This window comes from Kaistia sp. SLG-1, assembly GCF_059699055.1.
Genome location: NZ_AP048544.1, coordinates 1,047,021 through 1,063,420, shown reverse-complemented (window position 1 = coordinate 1,063,420; position 16,400 = coordinate 1,047,021). Strand labels below are relative to the sequence as shown.

The window sequence follows — 16,400 nt, the reverse complement described above, 5'->3', positions numbered from 1 at the left end:
GCTCTGCCTATCCGGCCGGTCTGACGGGCACGTTCCAGATCTCCCCGGCATATTCCGCGATGGTGCGGTCCGAGGAAAACCAGCCGACCCGAGCCGTGTTCGTCAGGCTCGCTTTCCACCATGCTGCTCTGTCGAGCCACAGGGCGTCAACGTCTCGTTGCGCGGCATAGTAGGAATCGAAGTCGGCGGTCACGAGAAAGTAGTCGTGATGGCGCAAAGCCGTCGTCAGCGCGGCGAAGCGGGCCGGCTCGCCGGGCGAGAAAATGCCGCTCTCGATCGCTTCCAGCACGTCCGCCAGCATGCGCGAGTTCGCGATCGTCTCCTGCGCGTCGATGCCGGCGCGGCGGCGTTCGGCGACCTCCTCGGTCGTCAGGCCGAAGATGAAGATGTTGTCGTCGCCGACGCGTTCCTTGATCTCGACATTGGCGCCGTCGAGCGTGCCGATGGTGAGCGCGCCGTTCAGCGCCAGCTTCATGTTGCCGGTGCCCGACGCTTCCATGCCGGCGGTCGAGATCTGCTCGGACAGGTCGGCGGCCGGGATGATCATCTCGGCGAGGCTGACATTGTAGTTCGGCAGGAACACCACCTTCAGCAGGTCGCGCACCGTCGGGTCGCTGTTCACCACCTGCGCCACGTCATTGGCGAGCTTGATGATCAGCTTGGCCTGATGGTAGCTCGCCGCCGCCTTGCCGGCGAAGATCTTGACGCGAGGCACCCATTCCTTGTGCGGCTGGGCGCGCATCGCCTGGTAGAGCGCGATCGTCTCCAGGATGTTGAGGAGCTGGCGCTTGTATTCATGGATACGCTTGATCTGCACGTCGAACAACGCGTTCGGATTGACGCGGATGTCGAGCCGGTCGCGGATCAGCCTGGCGAGCGCCACCTTGTTGGCGCGGCGGACCGCACCGAACTGCTCGTGCAGGCCGGTGTCGCCGACCAGCGGTTCGAGCTTCGAGAGCACGTCGGCATTGTCGAGGATCGCCGGGCCGCAGGTATCGACCAGGATGCGCGTCAGGCCGGGATTGGCCTCGTGCAGCCAGCGGCGGAACGTGATGCCGTTGGTCTTGTTGTTGAGGCGGCCCGGATAGACGCGGTCGAGATCCTGGAAGATCGTCTTCTGGATCAGGTCGGAATGCAGCGCCGAGACGCCGTTGATCGAATGCGAGCCGATGAAGGCGAGATGGCCCATGCGCACGCGGCGGCCATTGTTCTCGTCGATCAGCGAGACGGACGAGAAGAAGCCGTCATCCGCGCCCTCGAGCTTCTTCGCCTTCTCGAGATGGATCGCGTTGATCAGGTAGATGATCTGCATCTGGCGCGGCAGCAGCCGGTCGAGCAGCGGCACCGGCCAGGTCTCCAGCGCCTCGGGCAGCAGCGTGTGGTTGGTGTAGCCGAGCGTGCGGGTGGTGATGTCCCACGCCTCGTCCCACGGGATCTCGCGCAGATCGACCAGGATGCGCATCAGCTCGGCGACTGAGATCGCCGGATGCGTGTCGTTCAGCTGGATCGCCACCTTGTCCGGCAGCGAGCGGATGTCGCCATAGGTGCGGGTGTGGCGGTGGATCAGGTCCTGCAGCGAGGCGGAGACGAAGAAGTACTCCTGCCGAAGGCGCAGCTCCTGCCCGGCGGCGCTCTCGTCGCTCGGATAGAGGATCTTCGAGATCGCCTCGGCGCGGACCTGCTCGACCAGCGCGCCGATGTGATCGCCCGAATTGAAGGCGTCGAGGCGGAGCGGATCGACGGCGCGCGCCGACCAGAGGCGGAGCGTGTTGACGTGGCGACCGCGCCAGCCGGGGATCGGCGTGTCATAGGGCACCGCCTCGATCGTCTCGGAGGGATGCCAGACATAACGGGCGACGCCGTTCGGCGACATGATCGCCTCGACCGAGCCACCGAACTGGATGTCGTAGACGACCTCGGGCCGCTCGAACTGCCAGGGGTTGCCGAAGGAGAGCCAGGTCTCCGGATATTCCTGCTGCCAGCCGCCCTTCACCACTTGGCGGAACAGGCCGTGGTCATAGCGGATGCCGTAGCCATAGGCGGGGATCGACAGCGAGGCCATCGAATCCATGAAGCAGGCGGCGAGACGGCCGAGGCCGCCATTGCCGAGCGCTGCGTCCGGCTCGACCGTCTTCAGCCGGTCCATGTCGACGCCGAGATCGCCAAGCGCGGCGCGGAACGCCTCGGTCAGGCCGAGATTGTTCATCGCGTCGAACAAGAGCCGGCCGATCAGGAATTCGAGCGACAGGTAATAGACGCGCTTGCGGCCCTCGGCATAGGTCGCCTTGGACGAGGCGATCCACGGATCGACCATACGGTCGCGCACGGCGAGCGCCGTGGCGACGAACCAGTCGCGGTCGCTTGCGGTGACGGCGTTCTTGCCGACGGCATAGGTGAGCTTGGCGTTGATCGCGTCGCGCGCCGCGGCGACGTCGGCGGCGGAGACCGGCGCTGCGGGAGCGCGCGCGGACTTGCCCGAACCGGTTTCCCCGGTCGGTGTCGGCATGACGGTATCGTGCATCGAAATGGCCTCGTCTGGCTCGCCGCGCTTTCTTCCGTCCCCGGCCCCACGGCGATCGTTCGGGCCGGCTCCTGATCCATGCAACAAAGATGCCGGATCGGACGGACCTCCGGAACGGCCGGAATGCCCCAACGCGGCGCCTCATCACGGAAGCACCTTATGCCATAGCGCGTTTCGTTTCGACGACGGCCTATTTTTTAGGCGGACAGCCCTGGGGCTGACGGTCCCGAAGAGGTTCCGGGATCCATTCAGCCGGGACCTTCGGAGGCTCGAACGCCCGGCGGCGCAGCTCCCATTCAGCGTCGACAGGGACGCACCGCGCATCCCCACCCTCGCCGTCATCCCGGCCTCCGAGCCGGGATCCATTCAGCCGAAGCCTTGGGAGGTTCGAACGGCTAGCGACGCGGCTGCATGGATCCCCGCCTTTGCGGGGATGACGGCGAGGGGCCGTCCCCCCTCACGCCTCGGCGAAACTGTCGCGGAACATCCGGTTCAGCTCGGCGACCAGCGCCTCGCCCGGCTCGCCGGCCTGAAGCGCCGCGTTGATGCGCTTCGACGCGGCGTCCTGGAACGCCATGTAGCCGTTGTGGCGGGGGCGGACCCAGGCGCCTTCCAGCGTCGCCCGCGTGTTCTCGTAGAAACCGTGCGTCGGCGCGTTGACGTCCGGGTCTTCCCACGCGGTCGCGTGGCCGGGCTGGCCGCCATTCGCGGCATAGGGGCCGCGCTGCACGTCGGCGCTGGCGAGCCAGTAGGCAAAGTCGATCGCCGCGTCGCGGTTCTGCGAATAGGCAGAGACGGCGATGCCGGTGCCGCCGAGGGCCGAGCCGACCGGGCCAGCGGTGCCCAGCACGGGCATGTCAGCGAAGGCGAGGCGGTGCGGCCGGAAGCCGTCGGTCGCGTAGCTGACATAGCCGTAGAGAAGCGGCGCGACGGCGAGATCAGAGCCTTCCGCCGCCAGTTTCTCGAACACCTGGATCGGGTCGCTGTCGAAATCGGCCATGCCGTTCGCCGCGAGCTTGGCGAGAAAATCATAGACGCGGACGCCGATGGCCGGGTCGATCAGATCGCCGTCGCCGCTGACGTCGCAGGGGCGGCCGAGATTGGCGGCGAGCGAATAGAAGCTCATCAGCGAATGCGGCGCGCGGAACGGCACCAGCGCCCGACCCGGCCCAAGCGCAAACACCTCGTCCCAGCTCGTCGGCGGGGTCGCGATCAAGTCCGGCCGATAGGCGAGCACCGGCGTCGCCGCATCAATGGGAAAAGCCCACTGATGGCCCTGCCAGGTGTAGCTCTCGTAGGAAGCGCCGACGGAGCCGGCGGCAAGCGCCGCGCGCTCCGCCTCGCGGCCGGCGACGTCGAGCGGCGCCAGGCAGCCCTCTTTCGTGATCTGGCCGACATGCGGATGATCGATGACGATCAGATCATAGGCGCGCGCCAGCTCCTCGACCGGGAAGCTCTCGAAATCCTGCAGCGAGCGCTTGTCCCATTCGACGGTGACGCCGGTCTCGTGTCGATAGAGCTCCGCGCAGGCGACGACCGGGTCGTAGCCGCGCGGATGGCTCCACGTCATGCCCTTCAGCGTGATGGACTTGCTCAAGATCTCTCCCCCTCGGACAGGATCCGCGTCGGGCGGCATCCCGGCTGGCAATGAACATGTTCGGCCGGTGAGCGGCCAGCTTCCTCAGCACGCCCTTCCCTTCACCTCCCCCTGAGGGGGAGGTCGGAGCGAAGCTCCGGGAGAGGGTTTAGGGAACTATCCGGAGAGGGCGTAAACCCTCACCCGCCGGCCTTCGGCCGTCGACCTCTCCCTGCGGGAGAGGTGAGGTAAGGCCAGCCTCCTCAAGCCTCTCTCACAGGCCGAATTCGGCCCGGATCGCGTCGGTGTGTTCGCCGATGCGGGGTGCCGCGACCGCGCTGACCGGGCGCTTGCCGTCGACGCGGATCGGCGAGCGCGTGGTGACGACGCGGACGTTGTCGGCGCGTTCGACCGTCTGCAGCATGTCGAGCGCGGTAAAGCCCTCGCTCGTCAGGAGCTCCGGCCATTCCAGCACCTTGGCGCACCAGACGTCGGCCGGCTCCAGGATCGACAGCCAGTGGTCCGTCGTCTCCGTCGCCAGTTTCGCGGCGATCAGGCGCTTGATGGCGTCGCGCTCGGAAAACCAGCTCGGCGCCTCGCGATAGGGCTCGAGCTCCGGCATGCCGAGCAGCTCGCCGAGCTTCGGCACCGGCATCATGGCGACGGCGAGGAAGCCGTCCTTCGTCGGATAGATGCCATAGGGCGCGGAGAGATAGGCGTGGGCGCTCCGGAAGCTCGCCCGCGTCGGCTTGCGGCCGCCGTCGTTCAGATGCGTCGTCAGCACCTCGAACTGGAAATCGATCAGCGCCTCGATCAGGCTGGTCTCGACATGCGAGCCCCGCCCCGAGATGCCGCGCTTCACCAGCGCCGCGAGGAGCCCCTGGCAGAGGGCAGCGCCCGCCAGCATGTCGGCGATGGCGAGGCCGAACGGCACCGGCCCCTGCCCTTCGTCGCCGTTCAACCAAGTGACGCCGGAGCGCGCCTGCGCCAGCAGATCCTGGCCCGGACGCGTCACCCAGGGCCCCTCGTCGCCATAGCCGGTGATCGAGCCATAGACGACGTCCGGATTGATCGCCTTCACCGCCTCGTAGCCGAGGCCGAGACGGTCGATCACGCCGGGGCGGAAGTTCTGCATGACGACGTCGGCCTTCGCGAGCAGCTTCTTCAGGCTTTCCAGCTCGACCGGGTTCTTCATGTCGACGGCGAAGCTCTCCTTGTTGCGGTTGATCGCATGGAAGAGCGTCGAATCCCCGCCGATCTCGGTGTCGGTCAGATAGAGGCGGCGGCAGAGATCGCCGCCGTCCGGCCGCTCGATCTTGATGACGCGGGCGCCGAGATCGCGCAGCCGGAGCGCGCAATAGGGGCCGGACAGGAACTGGCTGAGGTCGACGACGAGCAGGCCGTCGAGCGGCAGATCGGACTGGGACATGGTTGGCCTATTCTTCGCCTATTTCTTCTCGACCTGATCGGCGAAAGCGCCGGCGTCGCGGTATCGGACCGTCTGCAGATGCTCGCAATAGAGCACCAGCTCGCCCTCGCCCTTGTACACTTCGTAGGAAGCGCGGATCAGGCCCATTTCCTTGTATTTCGGACGCTTATCGAGATTGGTCCGGATCGTGTAGATCGTGTCGCCGATGAAGACCGGCTTGATGAAGCGCAGCTTGTCATAGCCGTAGGAAAAGGCGTTGACGCAGTTGGTCGCGACGAGGCCGAGGCCGGCCGAGAAGACGAAGGCGCCGGCGACGAGGCGGCGGCCGAACACGCCTTCCGTCTCCGCGAACATCCTGTCCTGCACATAGGGATGGATGTCGGTGACGAGCGTGTTGAAGAGATGGGATTCGCCCTCTCCGAGGGTGCGGCGGAGCGAGCGGATCTTCTGGCCGACGGGCCAATCCTCATACAGCCAGTTCTCGGCGTTCCAGACCGGCAGGTCGGAATGCTCTTTCGGCATGTCCTTCGGATGGGTCGACGCGACGCCCACGGTCGGCGCGAATGGCTCGGTCATGGCTCTTCCTCCCTGAGCCATTCATAGATCAATCATTCGCTCATGCGCAAATTGTTTGCAGCGAAATGCGATGGATTGATGTGTTTTGATTGAATCGAGAAGCCGCTAGTCCGGCTGTTGCGGCACTGGGGTCGCCGGCGCTGCGGCCGACCGGAACGCCGCCTCGACCAGCGCCATGGTGTGCCAGGCATCCTCGACCGAGGTGACGAGCGCGTCGTCCTCGCCGGCGGCGGTGCGCTGCAGGTTCGACATCACCCCGACGAAGGCGTGCGGGAACCAGCCGCCGATGAGCGGAACCTGCTGCCACGCGGCATCCGCGCCCCGCGAAGCCGTGATCCAGAGCTCGTCCGGCTCGCCGGCCGGATAGTTCAGCAGCAGGCCGAGCTTGACCGAGGCCGCGCCCTGGTCGCCCTCGAAGCGGAAGGTCGCGTCCTGGAATTGTCGGCCGAAATCATGGTCGTGGTTGATCGACAGCGTGCAGCGGACATCCCGCCCGAAATCGAGCAGCGCCGAGGTGCGCGTCTGCGCCAGCTCGTTGCCGGGATGGCCGAGGGTGCGCGCGTGAATGCCGGTCGGATTGCCGAGCATGGAGCGGATCAGGTCGAGATAGTGGATCGAGTGAACCGCGATCTCGACCCGCGACATCCCCTTCAGGAACGGGAACTGATGCCAGGGCGTGACGAGGTTCAGATGCATCTCGACGTCGACCAGCCGGCCGAGCAGGCCCTTCTGCAAGGCGTCGCGGACCGCCAGCATCATCGGCGAGAAGCGGAGCTGGAAATTGACGGCCGCCGCGAACTGGCGCTCGCGGCAGAGCTTCAGGATCGCGGTCGCCTCGTCGAGATCGCGGCCCATCGGCTTCTGGATCAGCACGGTAGCGCCCTTGGGCAGACGGCGCAGGATTTCGAGATGGGCCGCGGGCGGCGTCGCCAGGTCGAACACGCCGTCGCGCACCGCGACCGCCTGGTCCATCGTGCGGAAGAACGGCACGCTCCATTGCTCGGCCAGCGCCTTGGCGCGGCCGACGTCGCGATCGAAGATGCCGGCGACCGGGAAGCCGGCCAGCGCATAGGCCGGCAGATGCGCGTCGTTGACGATGCCGCCGGCGCCGATGATGACGATCGGGCGCGGCGCGGTCGGCTGCGGCCAGCTCTGGGCGAGCGTCGCGGGGTCGAAGGACGTCATGGCAATCTCGTTTCCCGGCGGCAGGAAGAGTTGCCCCCTCTCCCGTTCGCGGGAGAGAGGACAAATCGAGGCGAACCCTCAGTCGGTGTGGAAGACTTCTTCCATCTCCGCCCACCATTCGCCTTCCTTGCGGCTTTCCAGCGGCTGCTGCATCGGCCCGCAGATGGCCCACCATTCCTGCGTGGTCTTGTCCTCGGCCATCCTGGCGCTGTCGGCGGCGAAATCGGTGCCGTGATACTCGAAATAGGCGAAGAGCAGGTTTTCCGGCTCCTTCAGGAAGATCGAGTAGTTCCTGATGTTGCAGTCGGCGATCTTGGCCAGCACGCCCGGCCAGACGGCGGCGTGCAGGCGCTTGTATTCGGCGATGTCGGCCGGCTTCAGCCCGATGACAGATCCCATGCGCTGCATGGCGTTCCTCCCGTTCAGTTTGGATCGTTTGGTCGTGCGTGCTTCGAGACGCCCGCTCACGCGGGCTCCTCAGCATGTTGGGGAACAAGGCCTAACCTACCGGAGAAGGTCTCCCCCAAACTCAACATGCTGAGGAGGCCCGCAGGGCCGTCTCGAAGCACGCACAAGGCCTGAAAGCGCCTAGTCCAGCCGATAGACCCGCTCGGCGTTGCGGTGCAGGAGCTTGGCCTTCTCGTCGTCGCTGGCGCCCCGGATGATCTCGTGCGTCGCCGCGACCCAGCGGCCGAGGTCGGCCGTCAATGTGCAGACCGGCCAGTCCGAGCCCCAGACGAGGCGGTCCCAGCCGAAGGCGCCGATCGTGTGCTCGACGAAGGGGCGGAGGTCGTCGACCGTCCAGTTGACGGGATCGCCATAGGCGATGACGCCGGAGATCTTGGCGACGACGTTCGGCACTTCGGCGATCGCCGTCATGTTGGTGCGCCAGGGCTCGAACGCCTTGTCCTTGATGTTGGGTACGCCGCAATGGTCGATGACGAACTGGACGTCCGGCGCCGCCTTGGCGATCGCGATCGCGATCGGGATCTGGTGCGGCAGCACGCAGAAATCATAGGTCAGCTTGTGCGCCGCGAGCCGCTTGATGTTCTCGGCGAAGATCGGCCGCTGGCCGAGCTCGTCCGGCGACTGGTGCAGGATGCGGCGCAGGCCCTTGACCTTGGGGTTGGCGGCGAGGCGCTCGAGCTGGGCTGCGAAATCAGCGCTCTCCGGCCGGCAGGCGGCGATGGCGCCGAGGATGCCGTGACCGAGGCCGGTGACGAAGGCTGTCTCCGCCTCGATGTCCTTCTCGGCGACGTCGACCTCCATGTGGATCATGTCGGTGATGCCAGCGGCCTTCGCCTGCGGCAGGTAGTCGTCGAGGGTGAAGTTGCGGTTGAGCGCCGGCGCATCCGCGAGCCAGGGGTAGGAAAACCGCTCCTGGTAGACCAGGTGCAGGTGGGTATCGATCATCCGCATGACGCCTCTCTCCCTCAGGCCGGGTTGCACGGCCGAAACTCATTCATATACGGGGGTATCATTCACAGTAGCCGGCAACTGGCAAGGGCGAGCACGTCTCCGGTCGCCGCCGGCGCGACGCTCAGTCCTCCGCGCCGCCGCGCCCGACGACATGCGAGAGCTCCTGGCTGGCGGCGATCAGGATCGCCAGCGCCTCCTGCAGGTCGGGGACATTGGGGCGGTCGATGCGCGGCAGGAAAGGACAGGTCAGCGCGGCGAGCGCGGTGTCGTTGGCGCCGAGCACCGGGACCGACAGATTGTAGACCGACTGCGACTGGGCGCTCGGCGTCGATTCGTAGCCGCGGCGGCGGATCTGGGTCAGCCGCTCGTCGAGATTGTCCGGGCGCAGCTTGTCCTCGTCCTGCTCCTCGCGCTCGGCCTCCATCATCACGCGCTCTTCCGGCGAGGCGAAGGCGAGCAGCACATGGCCGGAGCCGGTGTTGTAGAGGCTGACCCGCGCGCCGACGCGAATTGAATAACTCCAATAGCTTGGCGCATCCATCTGGGCGACGACGACGATCCGGCCGCGGTCGTAGACGGCGAGATGGCAGGCCTGTTCGGAATCGCGCGAGAACTGCCGCATCACCGGCAGCGCCTGGCTGACGAGCCGGCGCACGGGCGCGTGCTGATGCGCCAGCGCGAACAGCCGCAGCGTCAGTTCATAGCGGTCGCCATGCACGCGGGCGACGTAGCTGCGCCGCACCAGGCGATCGAGCATGCGGTAGATTTCGTTCGGCGAGCGGTTGAGCGCCTTGGCGATTTCCGCCTGCGTCATGCTCTCGTCGGTCGCCGCGAGCAGCTCCAATATGTCCAGCCCCTTGTCGAGCGCGGGCGCCCGATAGCGGTCATTTGCGTCTTCCGTCATTGAGCGACTCCCCCCGGCCCTGTCTCCGGGCGATGACAAGTTAGACATTGACTCGCGCCAGTCAAATTCGCTTATATACGAATGCTCCATTCAATGGTGGAGAATGTGACGCCCTTGAGCCGAAGCGGTTCGGGTGTCCACGGGGAGGAATCAGGCACATGAATTCCATGCGCGGCATTCAGGCCGCTCTTTATTCATGCGCGGCGCTTGGCGCACTCACAGCTGCCGCCTCCGCTGAAGAGGCTGTCGATCGGACCCAGTTCCCCGGCCAGGCGATCCCCGTCGGCTTCCGCGCCGAGGCGTTCTCGCCGGCCGGCTACGGCCTCACCGACGACAACGAGATCGCCGCGATCGAGCGCACGGTAACCCTGCCGGAACCGCTCGGCACCGAGACCTTGCTTTACACCCAGCTCGGCGGCAAGGAAGTACAGGGCAAGATACTGAACCCGCGCCCCGCCCAGCCCGGCGGGCGCATGACCTTCAATCTCGACCTCACCCGCCTGCATGTCTTCGACAAGGCATCGGGGAAGAGCGTGCTGGTCTAAACAGAGAGCCCCGAGGGAGAAAATGGCGAAAATCGTACGTGTCGAAGGCCTGATGGTCGACCTGAAGCCGAAGGTGAAGCGGGTCGATGCGATCCAGTCCTTCGTCAGCCAGGAGACGCCGATCATCCGCATCACGGATTCCGACGGCGTCGTCGGCACTGGCTACAGCTACACGATCGGCACCGGCGGCCCGGCGATCATGTCGCTGATCGAGAAGACGCTGGCGCCGGCCCTGATCGGCCGCGAGGCCGGCATGATCGAGCAGATCTGGCGCGACCTCCTGTTCCTAACGCATGCGACCTCGGTCGGCGCCATCACCTCGCTGGCGCTCGCGGCCATCGACACGGCGCTCTGGGACCTGAAGGCGCGCAAGGCGAACCTGCCGGTGCATATCCTCGCCGGCGGCGCGCAGGAGAAGATCCGCCTCTACACCACCGAGGGCGGCTGGCTGCACCTGCCGACGGAGGCGATCGTCGAGGACACGCTGCGCGCCAAGGAGAACGGTTTTGGCGGCGCCAAGATGAAGGTTGGCCGGCCGATCCACGAGGACGCCGCCCGGCTCAAGGCCGTGCGCGAGGCCGTCGGCCCGGGCTTCGAGCTGTTCACCGACGCCAACCAGGCCTTCTCGGTCGACGAGGCGATCCGGCGCGCGCGCCACTACGAGGCGGCCGATATCGGCTGGCTCGAGGAGCCGCTGACCGCCGACGACGTCGACGGCCATATCCGCCTGTCCGAATCGACCTCGATCCCGATCGCCGTCGGCGAGAGCCTCTATTCGAGCCTGCATTTCCGCGACTATCTGCAGCGCCGCGCCTGCTCGGTCGTCCAGGTCGACGTCGCCCGCATCGGCGGCATCACGCCCTGGCTCAAGGTCGCGCACCTGGCAGAAACCTTCAACGTTGTCGTCTGCCCGCACTTCCTGATGGAACTGCATGTCGCCCTCTGCGCCGCCGTGCCGAATGCACGCTGGGTCGAGTACATCCCCCAGTTGGATAGCTTGACGACAAAGGGTATGACGATCGCCGACGGCTACGCCGTTCCGAGCCCCGAGGCGGGTCTTGGCATTTCGTGGGATTTCGACGCCATCGGCCGCCAGACGGTCGAGGGCTCGGCGTTCCTGACCAGGAATTGATCGATCGGCCGGATCCGCGGACGGATCCGGCAGCGAACGGAAGGGACTGACGACATGGGCGGTAAGCTCGCAGGCAAGGTCGCGCTGGTCACGGCGGCGGCGCAGGGTATCGGACGGGCGATCGCCGAGCAGGCGGCGGCCGAGGGCGCGATCGTCTGGGCGACCGACGTCAACGAGGCGAAGCTCGCCGAGCTCGACGGCGTCAAGAACATCACCACCCGCAAGCTCAACGTCCTGTCGAACGACGACGTCAAGGCGCTCGTCGCCGAGATCGGCACCATCGACGTGCTGTTCAACTGCGCCGGCATCGTGCATGCCGGCACGTTGGAAGAGGCGACCGAAGCCGATCTCGACCTCGCCTATGACCTCAACGTCAAGTCGATGTGGCGGACGATCTCGGCCGCCCTTCCGGGCATGCTGGCGCAGAAGGACGGCTCGATCGTCAACATCTGCTCGGTCGCCGGCTCGATCAAGGGCGTGCCGAACCGCTTCGCCTATGCAGTGACCAAGGCGGCGACCGTCGGCCTGACCAAGTCGATCGCCGCCGACTACGTCACCAAGGGCATCCGCTGCAACGGCATCTGCCCCGGCACGGTCGAGAGCCCGTCGCTGCAGCAGCGCCTGCGCGACCAGGGCGACTATGAAGCGGCCCGCGCCGCCTTCATCGCCCGCCAGCCGATCGGCCGCATCGGCCAGCCGGAAGAGATCGCCGACCTCGCCATCTACCTGGCGACCGCGACCTACACGACCGGCCAGATGCACATCATCGACGGCGGCTGGGTCAACTAAGACCCTCGCCCTGCCCTCCCGCATCCGGCGAGATCGGATGGCGCGGGAGGCAATCCTTCGACTGGCGGAGGCGGTATCCCTGCCCCCGCCGTCATCCCCGCGAAAGCGGGGATCCATGCAGCCTGAGCCTCGCCGTTCAGCGCTTCGCCTGAATGGATCCCGGGTCCAAGCCCGGGATGACGCAGCTTTTCCGGCGCCGACATTGCGGCCGGCTGCCAAGGACCAGACCCCATGATCGTCGAGCAGTTCTTCGAGGACTACGAGATCGGCTTCACCCGCCGCACGATGGGCCGCACGATCACCGAGGCCGACATCGTCATCCATGCCGGCCAGACGGGCGACTTCTTCCCGCACCACATGGACGCCGAATGGTGCGCGACGCAGGATTTCAAGCAGCGCGTCGCCCATGGCACGCTGATCCTGTCGGTGGCGGTCGGCATGACGGCAACGACGATCAATCCGCACGCCATGTCCTATGGCTATGACAAGGTGCGGTTCGTGAAGCCCGTCTTCATCAACGACACCATCACGGTCGAAGCGAAGATTGTCGACAAGCGCGACCACCCGAAGCGCGCCACGCACGGCATCGTCGCCGAGCTCGTCACCGTCACCAAGCAGACCGGCGAGACCGTGCTCGCCTGCGAGCACATCTATCTCGTCGCGCGGAAGCCCGCGAGCGCCTGACCAAAACGGCGCGCCCTATTCGGAACCAAGACCGGCGCTCGACGTTAACCTGCCATGAATACGCAACATGGAGGAAGACGATGGAACATGCGCACGTTTCCAATTCGCTGATTGGCGCCGCGAAGGTTGACGGCACCGCCGTCTACAATACAGCCGGCGATCGTCTTGGCGATATTCATGACATCATGATCGACAAGCAGACCGGACGCGTCGCCTATGCGATCCTTTCCTTCGGCGGCTTCCTGGGTCTCGGCGAGAAATACCATCCGCTGCCGTGGAATACGCTGAAATACGACACCAACCAGGGTGGCTATGTGGTCGGCCTGACCAAGGAACAGCTGGAAGGCGGCCCCGCCTATGACGAAGGCGACGAGCCGGCCTGGGGCGACCGCGACTATGAAAAGCGCGTGCACGACTATTACGGCATGCCGCCCTACTGGATGATGTAATCCCATCCGAACGAGAAAGGCCCCGGAGTGATCCGGGGCCTTTTTTCATGGAAGATCAGAGCGTGATCTGCAGCTTGACGTCGTTCGGGTTGGCCGAAGCGGCGCGCTCGAAGGCGGCGATCGACTCCTCGAAATCATAGGTGCCGGTGATCAGCGGCTTCAGGTCGACCTTGCCCGATGCGATCAGCGCCAGGGCGCGATCGAAGACATTGGCATAGCGGAACACCGTCTCCATCCGCACTTCCTTGGCCGAGGCGGAGACGATGTCGAGGGCGATCGGCTCGACCGGCAGGCCGACGAAGACGATCGCGCCGCCGGGGCGGACATAGTTGAAGATGCCGTCATAGGCGCGCGGGGAACCGGAGGCCTCGAACACGATGTCGACGCCCCAATTGTCCGTCTCCGCCGCGATCTTCGCCTTCAGGTCCGTCTCGCGGATGTTGACCGGGATGACGCCGTCATAGTGGCCGGCGATGGCGAGCTTCTCGTTGACGAGGTCGGAAATGTAGACGCGGCTGCAGCCGCCGGCGAGCGCTGCCAGCGCCACCATGATGCCGATCGGGCCGGCGCCGATCACCAGCGCCGTGTCGCCCGGGACGATCTTGGCCTTGGCCGCCGCCTGCATGCCGATGGCGAAGGGCTCGACCAGCGCGCCTTCCGCGAAGGAGACGTTGTCGGGCAGCTTGTAGGTAAAGGCGGCCGGGAAGACGACTTCCGGCGTCAGGCAGCCATGCACCGGCGGCGTCGCCCAGAAGGTGACGCTCGGATCGACATTGTAGATGCCGAGCTTCGACGCCTTGGACGTAAGATCCGGGACGCCCGGCTCCATGCAGACGCGATCGCCTACCTTGAGGTTCTTCACCTCGGAGCCGATCTCCAGCACCGTGCCGGCGGCCTCGTGGCCGAGCACCATCGGCTCCCTAACGATGAACGGGCCGATCGCGCCATGGGTGTAATAGTGCACGTCCGAGCCGCAGACGCCGACCGTGTGGATGGCGATGCGGACATCGCGCGGGCCGACTTCGAGCGGCAGGTCGATGTCGCGCAGCGAGAGCTTGAGCTTTTCTTCGAGAACGAGAGCACGCATGGCAGCAATCCAGATTGGCGGCGGTTAAGCCGTTTTAGCCGAGCCGACCGACCGCCGCTACGATCCCGATGCAGCCGACATCACACTTCTTGGCAGGGTCGCCCCCTACCCGGCCCCGTCGACGACCTGGAAGCCGGCCCAGAACGGGTCGCGATCGTCGACGAAGATCGTGTTGTAGCCGGTCACCCGCGCCCAGCCCTCGATCGTCGGGATGATGGCCGGCAGCCCGCCGACCGTCGTGGCGCCGGCGACGCGGCCGGTGAAGGTCGAGCCGATGATACTCTCATGCACGAAGGCCTCGCCCTCCTTGAGGCGTCCCGTGGCGAAGAGCTGCGCGAGGCGGGCCGAGGTGCCGGTGCCGCAGGGCGAGCGATCGATCGCCTTGTCGCCATAGAAGACGGCGTTGCGCGCAGAGGAGCCCGGGTTCTTCGGCCGGCCGGTCCAGAGCACATGGGTGAGCCTGTCCAGCGCCGGGTTTTCCGGATGCACGATGCTGTGCCGTGCATTGAAGGCGGCGCGCAGTTTTGGCGAAAGCCGGACGATGTCGGAGGGCTCAAAGTCCGAAAGATCGGCATAGTTCGGCTGCGGCTCGACGATCGCATAAAAGTTGCCGCCATAGGCGACGTCGACCTTGAGCGCGCCGAGACCGTCCACCTCGACCTCGTAGTCCCGCCCGAGCAGGAAGGACGGCACGTTGGTGAGCGTGACGCTGTCGACATAGGGTCCATTCTGGACATAGCGCGCCTCGACGAGGCCGGCCGGCGTCTCCAGCCGCAAGAGGCCCGGCGTCTTCGGCGTTACGAGGCCGTGCTCGATGATCGTCGTCACCGTGCCGATCGTGCCATGGCCGCACATCGGCAGGCAGCCCGAGGTCTCGATGAACAGGATCGCCACATCATAATCGTCGCTCGACGGCGGGTAGAGGATCGAGCCCGACATCATGTCGTGGCCGCGCGGCTCGAAGCAGAGCGACTTCCGGATCCAGTCGAACTCGGCGAGGAAATGCTGGCGCTTGTCGAACATGGTCGCGCCCTTCAGCACCGGGATCGAGCCGCCGGTGACGACGCGGACGGGATTCCCGCAGGTGTGGCCGTCGATGCAGACGAAGGTATGCCGCGCCATACTTCCCGTGCTCCTGCTGCCGCGTTGGCTGCGCGATGATCCGATGGTCAGGCCGCCAGCGGCAAGCCCACATCCGGAAGGTTCGGGCGGGTCGCCAGCGCCTGTCGCATGATCGCCTCGATCTCCGCCGTCTCGGCCGCGTCGAGCGCCAGTCGCGGCGGGCGGCAGAGATCCGTGCCGCGGCCGGCGATCTTCTCGCAGAGCTTGATCGCCTGGACGAGATCGGCGCGGGCGTCGAGATGCAGGAGCGGCATGTACCAGTCGTAGATCGCCAGCGCCTCCTGGTAGCGGCCGGCCCGCGCCAGGCGGAACAGGGTCTCCCCCTCGCGCGGAAAGATGTTGGACATGCCGGAGACCCAGCCGACGGCGCCGAGCATGACGCATTCGAGCACGACATCGTCGAGGCCGCAGAACGGGATGAAGCGATCGCCCGTCATGTTGCGGACGTCGACGATGCGGCGCGTGTCGCCGGAGGAATCCTTGAAGGCGACGATCGTCTCGTAGTCGGCGAGTTCCGCCAGCATGGCCGGCGTGACGTCGGTCCGGTAGGAGGGCGGGTTGTTGTAGATCATGATCGGCAGGTCGGTCGCGCGGGCGATGGTGGCGAAATGATCGCGCGTCTCGCGGGGCTTGGCCGGATAGACCATGGCCGGCATCACCATCAGCCCGTCGATCCCCGCCCGCGCCGCCTCGCGCGCGTAGTCCGAGCCGAAGGCGCTCGTATATTCGGCAACGCCGGAGAGGACCGGCACGCGTCCCCTCGCCGTCGCCTTGGCCATTTCCAAAAGCGCGATCTTTTCCGAACGGGTGAGCGCCGGATTTTCGCCGACCGTGCCGCACATCACCAGGCCGGAAATGCCGTCGCGGATCAGCGCCTCGATCACCCGGGCGGTAGCGTCGAGATCGACGGAGAAATCGGCGCGGAGCTGCGTCGTCACGGCGGGAAAGACACCGCACCAGTTCACCTTCGGCCTCGCCATTC

Annotated in this window: 16 protein-coding genes; 5 read left to right on the top strand and 11 right to left on the bottom strand. The window is 66.2% G+C overall.

Annotated elements, in window-relative coordinates; all coding sequences use genetic code 11:
• Positions 1-7: 7 nt before the first annotated feature.
• From AC6HZP_RS04730 to AC6HZP_RS04695, 8 genes are all read right to left on the bottom strand, one after another.
• On the bottom strand, positions 8-2,521 hold the full coding sequence (locus AC6HZP_RS04730) for a glycogen/starch/alpha-glucan phosphorylase (protein ID WP_497525595.1): 2,514 nt from the start codon (positions 2,519-2,521) through the stop codon (positions 8-10).
• 457 nt (positions 2,522-2,978) lie between these two features.
• Positions 2,979-4,091, bottom strand: a complete 1,113-nt coding sequence (locus AC6HZP_RS04725) for an extracellular solute-binding protein (RefSeq protein ID WP_497526738.1) — start codon at positions 4,089-4,091, stop codon at positions 2,979-2,981.
• Between the two features lie 280 nt (positions 4,092-4,371).
• Positions 4,372-5,526, bottom strand: coding sequence for a CaiB/BaiF CoA transferase family protein (locus AC6HZP_RS04720; protein ID WP_497525594.1), 1,155 nt, complete (start codon positions 5,524-5,526; stop codon positions 4,372-4,374).
• Positions 5,527-5,544: 18 nt separating this feature from the next.
• On the bottom strand, positions 5,545-6,102 hold the full coding sequence (locus AC6HZP_RS04715) for a MaoC family dehydratase (RefSeq protein ID WP_497525593.1): 558 nt from the start codon (positions 6,100-6,102) through the stop codon (positions 5,545-5,547).
• 105 nt (positions 6,103-6,207) lie between these two features.
• A complete protein-coding gene (locus AC6HZP_RS04710; protein WP_497525592.1) occupies positions 6,208-7,287 on the bottom strand; it encodes a Gfo/Idh/MocA family protein in 1,080 nt (359 codons plus the stop codon).
• Positions 7,288-7,365: 78 nt separating this feature from the next.
• Positions 7,366-7,695 (bottom strand): L-rhamnose mutarotase, encoded by a 330-nt coding sequence (locus AC6HZP_RS04705; RefSeq protein WP_497525591.1) that lies wholly within the window; start codon positions 7,693-7,695, stop codon positions 7,366-7,368.
• 180 nt (positions 7,696-7,875) lie between these two features.
• Positions 7,876-8,706, bottom strand: a complete 831-nt coding sequence (locus AC6HZP_RS04700) for an amidohydrolase family protein (RefSeq protein WP_497525590.1) — start codon at positions 8,704-8,706, stop codon at positions 7,876-7,878.
• 121 nt (positions 8,707-8,827) lie between these two features.
• A complete protein-coding gene (locus tag AC6HZP_RS04695; RefSeq protein WP_201402478.1) occupies positions 8,828-9,610 on the bottom strand; it encodes an IclR family transcriptional regulator in 783 nt (260 codons plus the stop codon).
• A gap of 158 nt (positions 9,611-9,768) precedes the next feature.
• Between AC6HZP_RS04695 and AC6HZP_RS04690 the strand changes: the two genes are divergently transcribed.
• The 5 genes from AC6HZP_RS04690 (at position 9,769) to AC6HZP_RS04670 (ending at position 13,209) form a co-directional block, all read left to right on the top strand.
• A complete protein-coding gene (locus AC6HZP_RS04690; RefSeq protein WP_497525589.1) occupies positions 9,769-10,155 on the top strand; it encodes a hypothetical protein in 387 nt (128 codons plus the stop codon).
• A gap of 22 nt (positions 10,156-10,177) precedes the next feature.
• The gene (locus AC6HZP_RS04685) at positions 10,178-11,287 is read left to right on the top strand and encodes a mandelate racemase/muconate lactonizing enzyme family protein (protein WP_497525588.1); all 1,110 of its coding nucleotides are present in this window, start codon (positions 10,178-10,180) and stop codon (positions 11,285-11,287) included.
• Positions 11,288-11,341: 54 nt separating this feature from the next.
• Positions 11,342-12,076, top strand: coding sequence for an SDR family oxidoreductase (locus tag AC6HZP_RS04680; protein ID WP_201402475.1), 735 nt, complete (start codon positions 11,342-11,344; stop codon positions 12,074-12,076).
• A 234-nt stretch (positions 12,077-12,310) separates the two neighbouring features.
• The gene (locus AC6HZP_RS04675; protein WP_497526737.1) at positions 12,311-12,760 is read left to right on the top strand and encodes a MaoC family dehydratase; all 450 of its coding nucleotides are present in this window, start codon (positions 12,311-12,313) and stop codon (positions 12,758-12,760) included.
• A gap of 80 nt (positions 12,761-12,840) precedes the next feature.
• Positions 12,841-13,209 carry a PRC-barrel domain-containing protein gene (locus AC6HZP_RS04670; protein ID WP_201402474.1) on the top strand — a complete coding sequence of 123 codons (369 nt, stop codon included), beginning with the start codon at positions 12,841-12,843 and terminating at the stop codon, positions 13,207-13,209.
• Positions 13,210-13,264: 55 nt separating this feature from the next.
• Here AC6HZP_RS04670 and AC6HZP_RS04665 read toward each other — a convergent pair whose 3' ends face one another.
• From AC6HZP_RS04665 to AC6HZP_RS04655, 3 genes are all read right to left on the bottom strand, one after another.
• Positions 13,265-14,296 carry an NAD(P)-dependent alcohol dehydrogenase gene (locus AC6HZP_RS04665; RefSeq protein ID WP_497525587.1) on the bottom strand — a complete coding sequence of 344 codons (1,032 nt, stop codon included), beginning with the start codon at positions 14,294-14,296 and terminating at the stop codon, positions 13,265-13,267.
• Positions 14,297-14,401: 105 nt separating this feature from the next.
• Positions 14,402-15,418: a 4-hydroxyproline epimerase gene (locus tag AC6HZP_RS04660; RefSeq protein ID WP_497525586.1), complete on the bottom strand. Its 1,017-nt coding sequence runs from the start codon at positions 15,416-15,418 to the stop codon at positions 14,402-14,404.
• Between the two features lie 47 nt (positions 15,419-15,465).
• Positions 15,466-16,398 (bottom strand): dihydrodipicolinate synthase family protein, encoded by a 933-nt coding sequence (locus tag AC6HZP_RS04655; RefSeq protein WP_497525585.1) that lies wholly within the window; start codon positions 16,396-16,398, stop codon positions 15,466-15,468.
• Positions 16,399-16,400: the final 2 nt, after the last annotated feature.

What these genes read in the sequence shown, in the direction of transcription:
- AC6HZP_RS04730 (WP_497525595.1), bottom strand. Translation starts at nt 2,521, where the DNA reads ATGCACGATACCGTCATGCCGACACCGACCGGGGAAACCGGTTCGGGC.
- AC6HZP_RS04725 (WP_497526738.1), bottom strand. Translation starts at nt 4,091, where the DNA reads ATGACGTGGAGCCATCCGCGCGGCTACGACCCGGTCGTCGCCTGCGCG.
- AC6HZP_RS04720 (WP_497525594.1), bottom strand. Translation starts at nt 5,526, where the DNA reads ATGTCCCAGTCCGATCTGCCGCTCGACGGCCTGCTCGTCGTCGACCTC.
- AC6HZP_RS04715 (WP_497525593.1), bottom strand. Translation starts at nt 6,102, where the DNA reads ATGACCGAGCCATTCGCGCCGACCGTGGGCGTCGCGTCGACCCATCCG.
- AC6HZP_RS04710 (WP_497525592.1), bottom strand. Translation starts at nt 7,287, where the DNA reads ATGACGTCCTTCGACCCCGCGACGCTCGCCCAGAGCTGGCCGCAGCCG.
- AC6HZP_RS04705 (WP_497525591.1), bottom strand. Translation starts at nt 7,695, where the DNA reads ATGCAGCGCATGGGATCTGTCATCGGGCTGAAGCCGGCCGACATCGCC.
- AC6HZP_RS04700 (WP_497525590.1), bottom strand. Translation starts at nt 8,706, where the DNA reads ATGCGGATGATCGATACCCACCTGCACCTGGTCTACCAGGAGCGGTTT.
- AC6HZP_RS04695 (WP_201402478.1), bottom strand. Translation starts at nt 9,610, where the DNA reads ATGACGGAAGACGCAAATGACCGCTATCGGGCGCCCGCGCTCGACAAG.
- AC6HZP_RS04690 (WP_497525589.1), top strand. Translation starts at nt 9,769, where the DNA reads ATGAATTCCATGCGCGGCATTCAGGCCGCTCTTTATTCATGCGCGGCG.
- AC6HZP_RS04685 (WP_497525588.1), top strand. Translation starts at nt 10,178, where the DNA reads ATGGCGAAAATCGTACGTGTCGAAGGCCTGATGGTCGACCTGAAGCCG.
- AC6HZP_RS04680 (WP_201402475.1), top strand. Translation starts at nt 11,342, where the DNA reads ATGGGCGGTAAGCTCGCAGGCAAGGTCGCGCTGGTCACGGCGGCGGCG.
- AC6HZP_RS04670 (WP_201402474.1), top strand. Translation starts at nt 12,841, where the DNA reads ATGGAACATGCGCACGTTTCCAATTCGCTGATTGGCGCCGCGAAGGTT.
- AC6HZP_RS04665 (WP_497525587.1), bottom strand. Translation starts at nt 14,296, where the DNA reads ATGCGTGCTCTCGTTCTCGAAGAAAAGCTCAAGCTCTCGCTGCGCGAC.
- AC6HZP_RS04660 (WP_497525586.1), bottom strand. Translation starts at nt 15,418, where the DNA reads ATGGCGCGGCATACCTTCGTCTGCATCGACGGCCACACCTGCGGGAAT.
- AC6HZP_RS04655 (WP_497525585.1), bottom strand. Translation starts at nt 16,398, where the DNA reads ATGGCGAGGCCGAAGGTGAACTGGTGCGGTGTCTTTCCCGCCGTGACG.